9 protein-coding genes are annotated in these 12,086 nt (G+C 40.6%); 8 read left to right on the forward strand and 1 reads right to left on the reverse strand.

Features of this window, described 5'->3' with window-relative positions; genetic code table 11:
* Together KPC_RS20390 and KPC_RS12290 are read left to right on the forward strand one after the other, a co-directional pair.
* Positions 1 to 516 (forward strand): NMCC_0638 family (lipo)protein (locus tag KPC_RS20390; RefSeq protein WP_228212253.1); only part of this gene is annotated, 516 nt, incomplete at its 5' end.
* A gap of 184 nt (positions 517 to 700) precedes the next feature.
* On the forward strand, positions 701 to 1,864 hold the full coding sequence (locus tag KPC_RS12290) for an acyl-CoA dehydrogenase family protein (protein WP_121974651.1): 1,164 nt from the start codon (positions 701 to 703) through the stop codon (positions 1,862 to 1,864).
* Between the two features lie 39 nt (positions 1,865 to 1,903).
* Here KPC_RS12290 and KPC_RS12295 read toward each other — a convergent pair whose 3' ends face one another.
* Entirely contained in the window at positions 1,904 to 2,515 is a 612-nt protein-coding gene (locus tag KPC_RS12295) for a TetR/AcrR family transcriptional regulator (protein WP_121974659.1), read from the reverse strand.
* Positions 2,516 to 2,713: 198 nt separating this feature from the next.
* Between KPC_RS12295 and KPC_RS12300 the strand changes: the two genes are divergently transcribed.
* The 6 genes from KPC_RS12300 to KPC_RS12325 all read left to right on the forward strand — a co-directional run bounded on the left by KPC_RS12300 (position 2,714) and on the right by KPC_RS12325 (position 11,281).
* Positions 2,714 to 4,516: an acyclic terpene utilization AtuA family protein gene (locus tag KPC_RS12300; RefSeq protein WP_121974652.1), complete on the forward strand. Its 1,803-nt coding sequence runs from the start codon at positions 2,714 to 2,716 to the stop codon at positions 4,514 to 4,516.
* A 110-nt stretch (positions 4,517 to 4,626) separates the two neighbouring features.
* A complete protein-coding gene (locus KPC_RS12305) occupies positions 4,627 to 5,541 on the forward strand; it encodes an SDR family oxidoreductase (protein WP_121974653.1) in 915 nt (304 codons plus the stop codon).
* Positions 5,538 to 7,151 (forward strand): acyl-CoA carboxylase subunit beta, encoded by a 1,614-nt coding sequence (locus KPC_RS12310; protein ID WP_121974654.1) that lies wholly within the window; start codon positions 5,538 to 5,540, stop codon positions 7,149 to 7,151. The genes KPC_RS12305 and KPC_RS12310 overlap by 4 nt, the downstream gene beginning before the upstream one ends.
* Before the next feature lie 135 nt (positions 7,152 to 7,286).
* Positions 7,287 to 8,444, forward strand: a complete 1,158-nt coding sequence (locus KPC_RS12315; protein WP_121974655.1) for an acyl-CoA dehydrogenase family protein — start codon at positions 7,287 to 7,289, stop codon at positions 8,442 to 8,444.
* A gap of 11 nt (positions 8,445 to 8,455) precedes the next feature.
* Entirely contained in the window at positions 8,456 to 9,292 is an 837-nt protein-coding gene (locus KPC_RS12320) for an enoyl-CoA hydratase/isomerase family protein (protein WP_121974656.1), read from the forward strand.
* 48 nt (positions 9,293 to 9,340) lie between these two features.
* The gene (locus KPC_RS12325; protein ID WP_121974657.1) at positions 9,341 to 11,281 is read left to right on the forward strand and encodes an acetyl/propionyl/methylcrotonyl-CoA carboxylase subunit alpha; all 1,941 of its coding nucleotides are present in this window, start codon (positions 9,341 to 9,343) and stop codon (positions 11,279 to 11,281) included.
* Positions 11,282 to 12,086: the final 805 nt, after the last annotated feature.

The following is a 12,086-nucleotide window of genomic DNA, read 5'->3' on the forward strand; positions in this document are numbered from 1 at the left end:
TATATTATCAGTATAATTGTACTTTTAAATATCACAAATCTGTATGCTGATGATCAGAAAAATCAGAATGTAGCTGTACAAACTTTTTTAACAACCTGTGTTTCTTCAAGAGGAGATTCTTCACTTTTAAAGCAACAAGCTGAAAAAGTTGGTTTTGTGCAAATGCCTGAAGAGATGACAAATTATTTTTTGCAAGATAGAGCTGGTCAGGCATGGATGATTGTAACTCCTGAAGGGAAGTTTGTACTTACTAAATTGGGTGATGGTACATGTTCATTGATGGTTAATAGAGGAAATGCAAAAGAAATACAGGAGAGTCTGGAAAGTTGGTTACCACCAAAATCGACAGATCTGACTTATCATAAGAAAGTATCCAAAGATAAAAACTTAATTACAACAGTTTATGGAATTTTAAATAAAGGAAAACCAATGGAGACTTGGATTTATTCAACATCATTAACACCCAACCCATCACTTGTGGCGATTATTTCACAAAAAATGGATGAAATCGAATGATCCACTACGCTTATGATTTTAAAGATCAATGACTAGGGGGCGACTGCTTTAAAATAGCAATAGCCCTTATATAACCTATATATTTATTGATAATTTTAGCCAAGTATTTGACCATTCTTGCAAGCTCGAATATTAAAAAATCTGTCACTATGAATCATCATAAAAATAACTTTAGGATGACAGGATGCAACACAATCCCATTTACTATACAGAACAGCATTTTGCCTTTGCTGATAGTGTACGAAAGTTTGTGCAAAAAGAAATTTCACCATTTATCAATGAATGGGATGAAGTGGAAACATTTCCACGTGAACTCTATAAAAAAGCAGCTGATATTGGCTTACTTGGTTTAGGCTTTGATGAAAAGTATGGTGGAATCTCAGGTACTGATGCCTTTCATGTATTGTTAGCTTCAATTGAGCTGGCGAAATGTGGTTCAGGTGGTTTAGGGGCATCATTACTTTCACACTCTATTGGTGCACCTCCAATTCATCATTTCGCATCAGATGAAATCAAGGAAACAGTTCTTACAAAAATTTTGGCAGGAGAGAAAATTTCGGCACTTGCGATCACTGAACCTGATGGTGGTTCTGATGTTGCAGCTTTAAGAACCAAGGCAGTAAAAGATGGGGAAGATTATATTGTTACTGGAGAAAAAACATTTATTACTAGTGGGATACGGGCAGATTATTATACTGTTGCAGTGAGAACAGATCCTGATGCGAAAGGTGCAAATGGGATCTCAATGTTGCTTATAGATGCACATAGTCAAGGTATTACGAAAAGTAAACTCGATAAAATGGGGTGGTGGTGCTCCGATACAGCTCATATTCATTTTGATCAGGTTCGTGTTCCTGCAAAAAATCTTCTAGGGGCTGAAAACATGGGGTTCTTGGTGATTATGAATAATTTCAATATGGAGCGTTTTTTTCTTGCAGCGAGCAGTTATGGCTTTGCTCTGACGTGTTATGAAGAAGCGCTGGAATGGGCGAGAGAACGGAAAACTTTTGGAAAACGCTTACTTGATCATCAGGTGATCCGGCATAAACTGGTCGATATGGCGACTCGCTTAACGTCTACACGTGCTTTGTTAGAAGATACAGCTTATCGACTTGGAAAGCCTGAGCTTCAAGGAAATGAACTCATTGCACAAATTTGTATGTTGAAAAATGTGGCAACTCAAACCATGCAGTTTTGTGCAGATGCAGCTGTTCAAACACTAGGAGGAATGGGCTTTATGCGTGGCACGAAATCTGAGCGAATTTATCGTGAAGTCAAGGTCAATATGATCGGTGGTGGGGCAGAGGAAATTATGAAAGAGTTGGCAAGTCGTCAACTGGGATATTGATCTTTATATTTGGGGATAAGTTACGATTTATCCCCATGTTTAATTGGATGATGGGGGGATCGCCATTTCCCAAACTATATCTGTTAATTCATCCATAGAAATTTTACCGTCAGGTCTATACCAGGTCACAGTCCATGCAATGGCTCCTCCTAACAAACGTCGCCAAATAAAAGCATCATGTTTAATTTTGTCAATATCACAAAGTTTCTGGATGACCTCTAACCAGATACTTTCATATTGGTTTCGAAGTTTAAGTAATTCATTTTGTTTATCTTTTGATAATGCAAACCAGTCATAAACCAGCACAGCCATAGCAGCACCAGTATCACCAGTAATTGAAATCAATTCAGATTTAATCAGATTTTTAAGTTGTTGCTCAGGCTGCTGGGATGCATTCGCAGCTTCCTGTAATCGTGCAAGATTATAGATGATCGTTTCTCGCATAACATTTGCCAGAATGTCATCTTTACTTTTGAAATGATGAAATAGGCTTCCAGACTGTATGCCAATAAATTGAGCCAATTCACGAACTGTGGTCTTTTCATAACCCTGTTTATGGAATAGATAGGCAGCACCCAGAAGTAAGCGTCCTCGTGGGCTTTGATCAAAACAGGCGATGCTTTCAATATCATGGATGGAGTTTGCAATCATCTTGTCAAAATATTCCATTTGCTGTTTACATGTCTCTATATGAAAATCCTTATATTTCAATAATTAAAATATTTGGATTTTGGGTTTGCAATCAAATTTAACACTTTTGCCAATTCAGCATAACATTTTGCACTTTACAAACCAAGCGCTTGCTTGGTAGTTTGTGTTTAAATATTGGACAAAATAATGAGAATGAAAATGAGTTTGGAGAATCGGGAAGATCAGCGTGTGGTAAAAATTGGATGTGCCTCTGGTTTTTGGGGGGACACCAATACAGCTGCATTTCAGCTCGTACATTTATCTGACATTGATTATCTGGTTTTTGATTATTTGTCAGAAATAACCATGTCCATAATGGCAAAAGCGATGATGAATGATCCGAATCATGGTTATGCTCTGGATTTTGTTAGCAGGGTAATGTCGCCTCTAATCAAAAAAATAAGTGAAAAAGGTATAAAAGTGATTAGTAATGCGGGCGGGGTGAATCCATTGGCATGTAAATCTGCATTGGAAAAAGTCATCCATGATCAGGGGCTAGATTTAAAAGTTGCAGTGGTATTAGGCGATGATTTGATGCCCAGACAGCAGGAATTACAACAGCAAAATATAAAAGAAATGTTTAGTGGGGAAAATTTTCCAGCACATTTAGCCAGTTGTAATGCTTATCTAGGAGCGACTCCCATTCGTGAAGCACTAAATTTGGGTGCAGATATTGTCATCACAGGACGGGTGGTTGATTCGGCTGTGGTGCTCGCACCACTTTTACATGAATACCAGTGGGCTTTGGATGATTATGACAAGCTCGCCCAAGGTTCGCTTGCAGGTCATATCATCGAATGTGGTGCGCAATGTACAGGTGGAAATTTTACAGATTGGCGCCTGGTTGAGGGCTTTGACAACATGGGGTTCCCGATTGTTGAAGTTTTTGAAGATGCTTCTTTTATTGTAACCAAACCACAAGGAACAGGCGGTTTGGTTACAACAGCTACCGTTGCCGAGCAGATTGTTTATGAAATAGCAGATCCACAGGCTTATTTGCTTCCAGATGTTACTGCAGATTTTAGTCAAGTCCGATTGCAACAGCTTGCTCAGCATCGTGTAGAGGTAACAGGCGCTACTGGTCGTGAGCCTTCGTCACAATACAAAGTGAGTGCAACTTATCCAGATGGTTATCGGGTTCAGGTCAGTTTTATGGTGGCAGGACGTGAGGCAATAGATAAGGCAAAAGCAATATCTACAGCGATTTTAGATAAATGCGAGCAAGTACTGGCTTTACGTGGTGTCCCATCTTTTACTGAAAAATCAGTTGAACTTCTAGGAATTGAAAGTACCTATGGCACACATGCCAATAAAGTAGACAGTCGTGAAGTTGTGGTCAAAATGGCTGTAAAGCATTTATTCAAAGAAGCCTGTATGTTTTTTGCTTCAGAAATAGCACAAGCATCAACAGGTATGGCACCTGCATTGACTGGGTTGGTCGGTGGACGTCCAAAAGCGTCGCCTGTGATTAAGTTATTTTCATTTTTAGTGGATAAGGAGCAAATCAAGGTTGAAATTGATTTTAACTCTGAACGTAAATCAGTTGATATTCCACGTGGAACACAGCATCAACACTTTCAAAAACATTCAGTAGGCGAACTTGCCAAGTTTCATGGTAATGAAATTGAAATTCCGTTGATTCATATTGCCCATGCCAGAAGTGGTGATAAGGGCAATAACAGCAATATTGGTGTTATTGCACGTAAAGCTGAATATTTGCCATGGATTCGTGCCAATTTAACTGAAGAAAATGTTGCAGCATATATGAAGCATGTGTTTGAAGACGGGCAAGGAAAAGTGATTCGCTATGAACTTCCTGAACTGAATGCACTTAATTTTGTTCTGGAAAATGCGCTGGGTGGTGGTGGAGTTGCCAGTCTGCGTATCGATCCACAAGGCAAGGCTTTTGCCCAACAGCTTTTAGATATGCCTGTTAAAGTCCCGCCTAGTCTGGCTTTATAAATTGTGTACTTAATCGGGGCTGTTGAAAGATGTATTCATCAGTTTAAGGAAATCAAAACACTGAGTTCTTTTTTTAACAGGGTTTAGTGATTAGAAATGGAAATAAAAACATGCATTATCACTCAATATTCAGACCAGATGCGTTTCAAAACCAAGTCATTATTGTGACAGGTGGTGGATCAGGTATCGGACGCTGTACTGCACATGAACTGGCTGCTCTTGGGGCACAAGTGATTATTACTGGCAGAAAAATAGAAAAACTGGAAAAGGTTAGTCAGGAAATTGGCGATGATGGCGGTAAAGTTCATTTTGTGGTGTGTGATAACCGTGAAGAGCAACAAGTTAAAGACATGATTGCTGAAGTACTGGAAAAGTTTGGCAAACTGGACGGTCTGGTTAACAATGCTGGTGGGCAATTTCCCTCTGCACTAGAGAATATTTCTGCAAATGGCTTTGATGCTGTGGTACGGAATAATTTACATGCAACATTTTATTTAATGCGTGAAGCCTATAACCAGTGGATGGCAAAACATGGCGGTAGCATTGTCAATATGACTGCTGATATGTGGGGTGGAATGCCTGGAATGGGACATTCTGGTGCTGCAAGATCTGGTGTGGACAATTTGACTAAAACAGCTGCTGTTGAGTGGGGGCGTTCAGGTGTCCGGGTGAATGCCGTTGCACCTGGCTGGATTGTTTCCTCTGGCATGGATAATTATTCGGGGGATTTTGCCAAGTTTATTATCCCGAGTTTAGCCGGTAATGTCCCTTTAAAAAGAATGGGTACTGAGTCAGAAGTCTCTTCAGCGATTGTGTATTTACTTTCTGAAGCAGCAAGTTTTATTTCAGGAGTGACTTTACGTATAGATGGCGCTGCTTCACAAGGAACACGTATGTATCCACTTGCAGATGCTACAAATAGCCATTCCTTCAATGGGTTCCATCGGGCTTTTATTCCAGACGTGTTGAAAGCACAATTGGGTGAAAATTCTGGGAGTGACCAGAGTCAAGGAGAGTCATCATGAGTATTCTCCAGTCAGAAATTGCTGTAGGTAACGAGCAATTTGAAGAAAATAAAAAAGCATTATTGGCGCAGATAGATGAAGTGCGTGCCGTTCAGAATAAAAGTATTGAAAAATCCTATGCTGCTAAAGCAAAGTTTGATAAACGTGGAAAAATATTACCTCATGAGCGTATCCGCCTGATTTTGGATGCAGATTCACCTTTTGTCGAGTTATGCGGTTTAGTTGGTTATAACATGCATGATGATAAGGACGGTTCAGAGGCTGGAGGCGGCATTATTGCTGGTATTGGCTTTGTCAATGGTGTGCGGTGTCTGGTCTCGGCAAGTAATAGTGCAATCAAAGGCGGAACGATGGCACCGATGGGGGTACATAAGTCTTTACGTTTACAGCAAATTGCACTGGAGCAAAAGCTTCCGGTTGTGACTTTGGCAGAAAGTGGTGGAGCAAACCTGAATTATGCTGCCGAGGTTTTTACTTTGGGCGGCACAACTTTTGCCAATCAGGCTCGACTTTCAGCTGCGGGGATTCCCCAGCTTTCTATTGTGCATGGTAATGCAACAGCAGGTGGTGCTTACCAGCCTGGGCTGTCTGACTATGTCATCACAGTAAGAAAGCAAACAGAGATGTTACTTGCAGGACCTCCGCTACTTTTTGCTGCAACAGGCGAAGTTGCAACAGCAGAAGAACTGGGTGGGGCTGAGATGCATGCACAAATAGCTGGGACAGCAGAATATCTGGCAGAAAATGATGCAGATGCAATCCGGCTTGCTCGTGAAGTTTTTGATCATTTGAATTGGAAGGAACAAACCCAAGCCAGCCGAACTGATTATAAAGAACCTCGTTATAACATTGATGAGTTACTCGGGATTATTCCAGCAAACCCAAAACAGCCTTTTGATATGAAAGAAGTGGTTGCACGGCTAGTTGATGATTCTGACTTTCTGGAATTTAAGCAGGAATATGATGATTTAACCGTATGTGGGTGGGCAAAATTAGGTGGATTGCATGTTGGGGTGATTACCAATAATGGTCCGATCACACCGCAAGGTGCAGCTAAAACAGCTCAATTTATCCATTTATGTGAGCAAACCCGCCGCCCTTTAATTTTCCTGCATAACACGACCGGTTTTATGGTGGGAACAGATGCTGAGCAGAACGGCATTATTAAACATGGTTCAAAGCTTATTCAGGCTGTTGCGAATGCCTCGGTACCTAAGATTTCCATCATTGTTGCAGGTTCGTATGGTGCAGGAAATTATGCCATGTGCGGTCGCCCTTTATCTCCAGATTTTATATTTGCATGGCCAAATTCACATGTAGCAGTGATGGGAGCAGCACAGGCAGGGAAGGTCTTGCGTATCGTGGCTGAGGCAAAACAAAAAGCATCGGGCATGGAGCCTAATGATCAGATGCTGGATTTTCTTGAGCAAAGCACCAGTATGAAACTGGAACAACAATCTACAGCGCTGTTTAATACTGCCATGATGCATGATGACGGCATTATTGACCCGCGAGATACACGTAAGGTTTTGATCTTTTTATTACAAACCATATATGAGGCAGAGCAACGCAAACTGAATCCATCCAGGTTTGGCGTATCGAGATTTTAATGATTGGTCTTTTTTAGAGAATGGTTGGCTAATTCATCTCTCATCTGATCTTTCTTTAAGAAGAGTTGGATTCTATCCTTTGAAAGAAGGGTCGGAAGAGATTACACAGAAATAAAATTAAATTAGGAAAACAAAATGAATTTTACAGCAGAGCATGAAGCTTTACGTCGTACCACCCGCCAGTTTGTTGAAACTGAACTGAACCCCAATATTCCAGAATGGGAGACCCAAGGTCATTTCCCGATTCATGATGTCTTTAAAAAAATGGCAGATTTGGGGTTACTTGGCATTTGTAAACCTGAGGAGAATGGCGGCTTAGGACTGGATTATTCATATAATCTGGTTGTTGCAGAAGAGTTAGGGCGTGCTGCTTGTGGTGGTGTTCCTTTGGCAATTGGTGTGCAAACCGATATGGCAACACCTGCTTTGGCAAGATTTGGTAGTCCAGAGCTGCGTGATGAGTTTTTAGCACCTGCGATACGAGGGGAATATGTTGCATCTATCGCAGTTTCAGAGGTGCATGCGGGTTCAGATGTTGCAGCAATAAAAACCACTGCCAAAAAAGAGGGTGATGATTACATTATTAATGGAAGTAAAATGTGGATCACCAACTCATTGCAAGCTGATTTCTTTTGTTTGCTTGCCAATACATCGGATGATAAGCCACATGTCAACAAATCTATGATTATTGTCCCTGCAAAATCTGAAGGTATCAGTTTTTCCGAGCCCTTAAATAAATTAGGAATGCGTTCTACAACGACAGCACAAGTGTATCTGGACAATGTACGAGTACCACAGCGTAATCTGGTAGGTGCAGAGGGCATGGGCTTTATGATGCAAATGATGCAGTTTCAGGAGGAACGGATGTGGGCGGCTGCCAATGCGATTGGTGGATTGGAGCACGTCATCAATCAAACCATCGCATACACAAAAGAACGGACTACATTTGGTCAGCCCCTGATTGATAATCAGTATATTCATTTCCGTTTTGCAGAGCTCATGACCGAAGTTGAAGCTTTAAGGGCGCTGACTTATCGTGCATGTGCTTTACACATTGCAGGTGAAAATGTCACACAACTCGCATCTATGGCAAAGCTCAAAGCTGGACGTTTAACCCGTGAAGTCGCGGATAGTTGTCTACAGTTCTGGGGTGGCAATGGTTTTATGTGGGATAACCCAGCTTCACAGCTTTATCGGGATGGCCGTTTGGGATCAATTGGTGGCGGAGCAGATGAGATCATGCTGGGGATCATTTGTAAGCTCATGGACATTTTGCCAAGTAAACGAAAATAAGGAGAATAAAGATGGCTTTTTCTGATTCTCTGAATAATTTGGATTTTGACGATAGTATCCAGCTTGAACAGGAAAAAAGTATTTTGACGATATGGTTGAATCGTCCTGAAAGCCGAAATGCAATGAGTGCCAAAATGGTACAGGCGATTCAGCAGGTTTTTAGTGCAATACAGGATGATGATTCGGTTCGTGCCGTGATTCTTCGGGGCAAAGGAGGACATTTTTGCTCTGGGGGAGATATTAAAGATATGGCGCAATTGCGTGGTGAAGCACTTGTTGCAGGAAATAACAGACCCTATGCTGACTTTAACCGGACATTTGGTGCAATGATTGAACAAGTAGATGTAGCACCACAAACGGTTGTTGCAGTTCTCGAAGGCGCTGTGCTCGGTGGTGGATTTGGTCTGGCATGCGTTTCTGATATAGCGATCAGTCTTGAAAATGCCAAGTTTGGATTGCCTGAAACAGGACTTGGAGTGATCCCAGCACAGATTGCTCCTTTTGTTGTAAAGCGTATTGGTCTGACACAAGCCCGTCGTTTGGCATTGCTTGGCATGAAGTTTGATGGGAATACTGCATTGCAGATCGGTGTAGTACATGAAGTTGCTGAGAATGAAGAGCAACTTGAACTCATTTTAAATAAAACCATTGAGCAAATTATCCATACTGCTCCTCATGCATCACGCGTGACTAAAGCGCTTTTACATCAAAGCTTGACTGAGCCGCTCGATACTTTACTGGATAAAGCTGCTGAACAATTTGCTGAGGCGGTTGCCAGTAGCGAGGGCATAGAAGGGACAATGGCATTTATCCAGAAGAGAAAGCCAGATTGGGTTAATTACGATTAAAAAAGCACCTTATCTGTTTAATCATTTGGGGAGCAAAAGGAATAAAAAATGGCATTTTCAAAAGTTTTAGTGGCAAATCGTGGTGAGATTGCTGTACGTGTGATGCAAACAGCCAAAGCGATGGGGTATCAGACTGTTGCTGTGTATTCAGATGCTGATCGACATGCAAGGCATGTTCTGATTGCTGATGAAGCAGTATATATAGGAGCATCCAAGGTTTCAGAATCATATCTTTCAATCGCAAAAATACTTGAAGCCTGTCAAAAAACTGGTGCAGATGCTGTTCATCCTGGTTATGGTTTTCTATCTGAAAATACCGATTTTGCAGCAGCATGTCAGGAAAATGGGATTGTTTTTATAGGACCAAATGCCCATGCAATTGAATTGATGGGGAGCAAACGCCTATCTAAAATTGCCATGATCAAAGCAGGGGTACCTTGTATCCCAGGGTATGAAGGAGATCAGCAAGACCTGGATTTTTTGGCAAATGAAGCTCAAAAAATTGGTTTTCCAGTCATGGTCAAAGCTTCTGCTGGAGGTGGTGGTCGTGGTATGCGTTTAGTAGGGTCAGCAGATGAGGTGATGGATGCATTAAAAACTGCTCGTTCTGAAGCACAAAATGCGTTTGGCTCAGGTGAGCTGATTATAGAAAAAGCAGTCATTGCACCACGTCATGTTGAGATACAGGTCTTTGGTGATACACATGGCAATTATGTATATCTTTTTGAGCGGGATTGTTCAATTCAGCGTCGTCATCAAAAAGTTGTAGAAGAAGCACCTTGTCCAGTGATAACTGAGGACCTACGTCAAAAAATGGGTGAGGCAGCTGTGCAGGCAGCAAAGTCATGTGATTATGTCGGGGCTGGAACAGTTGAGTTTTTACTTGATGTGTCAGGTGAATTTTATTTTCTGGAAATGAATACCCGACTTCAAGTTGAACACCCTGTTACTGAAATGATTACTGGGCTTGATCTGGTTGAATGGCAACTCCGTATTGCAAATGGTGAAGTATTACCTTTAAAACAACATGAGTTGAGTTTGACTGGGCATGCCATAGAAGTACGTTTATATGCTGAAGATCCACGGCAGAATTTTTTACCACAAACAGGACAGGTGCTAAAGTGGCAAGCAGCGGATTTACCCAATGTACGGATTGACCACGGTATGAATCAGATTGATGAAGTCAGCCCATACTATGACCCAATGGTTGCCAAGATCATTGCTTATGGCAAGACCCGTCAGGATGCGATACGTTTACTGGCCCGAGCAGTGGATGATTCAGTTTTATTGGGGATAAACAGTAATAAACAGTTTTTGACTAACTTGCTTCGCCATCCAGTTGTTATGGCTGGGGACACGAATACTGCATTTATTGCTGAGCATTTTCAGTCAGATCCAAGTTTGCATACACAGACTTTAAGTTTGGAACATCTCGCTGTGACCGCAGCAATTTTTACACAGAGTTCTTTTAAATCAGCATATTGGAATACAGGGATTTCAGGTGCATTGCCGATCAAGCTGAAGATCGATGATCAAAACCTACTGATTTTAGTTAAACGTGAACAGAATCAAGTTCATATCGAAACTTGCGGACAGACTCAAACACTTTCAATTGTACAAGAAGATCCGGAACAACTTGTTTATGAAACAGAGGGGGGGCGCCGTAAGATAAATTATGTTTTGAATGGACAGCTACTTTATCTGGATGTACTCAATGGCAATGTCTGTATTGAAAATACCACTTATGCAGCACCAGAAACTGCTGATATTTCAGGTGATGGAAAAATTCGAGCACCAATGGATGGTGCAATCATTGAGATTTTGGTTAATGCTGGCGAGATGGTTCAAAAAGGACAGACTTTACTGATTTTAGAAGCAATGAAGATTCAACAGCAGATTAAAGCTGATGTTGACGGAACAGTGGAAGAAGTAATGGGACAGATAGGGCAGCAGGTCAAGAAAAGGCAGATACTGATGAATATCGGCTGAGTATTTTAAAGAAGATATCTTTAAAATCGTGGAACATAAATCATCCATAAAGGAGTCCAAGTTTTCTAACTAGGCTCTTTTAGGGATTGCAACACACCGATTTAAATCAATTAATGTATTGTATTTCGTATAAGGTGTATTATGTTAATTTTAGAAAATCTTAATTTTTGATAAGATAAATTTTTAATCAAAATAAATTAATAATTATGGGTTATAGATCTGGTGGGATGATATTTCCATTCAAAGGTAATTCAGAAGAAATAGTTGATTTAATTAACAGTTGGACTGAAAAAGACTTTGAAATTTTAGAACCTAATTTGAAAGCAAATGAAACTATTGAATTAGAGTTTATTCAAGATAACTTGGTCATTATTCACAACCATAGCTTTTTCTTCTCTGCTTTTCAGGATAAGGGGTTATGGCATGAAAGGCTTAAAAAATCTTCATTGAATGATTGGGTAATATTTTTTGAATGTGNAGATAGCTCGAATGCAGCTAGTTATTTGATATTTAAAAATAATATAGAAGTCAGAAGAGTTACTGAGTGTGAAGATCAAGCTTTTTATCAAGATGGTGCACCCCAAGACTTTGAAAAAGAATGGCTTAACGCATCAATAGGTTATGAACATGAATATCAGGAAGGTGATGAATGGAAAGAGGAAGTTATAACAGATCCTAACTTTTCCTTGGATGACATTGAAGAGTCGGAGAATTATTTTAAATTTTATTATATTGGCTCCATAGATAATTCCACCAACCACTTAGCTAGACAGTTGCTAAGTGACTTATNAAATAAATATCTAGG

The sequence above is a fragment of the Acinetobacter stercoris genome (assembly GCF_900323515.1).
Classification (GTDB): domain Bacteria; phylum Pseudomonadota; class Gammaproteobacteria; order Pseudomonadales; family Moraxellaceae; genus Acinetobacter; species Acinetobacter stercoris.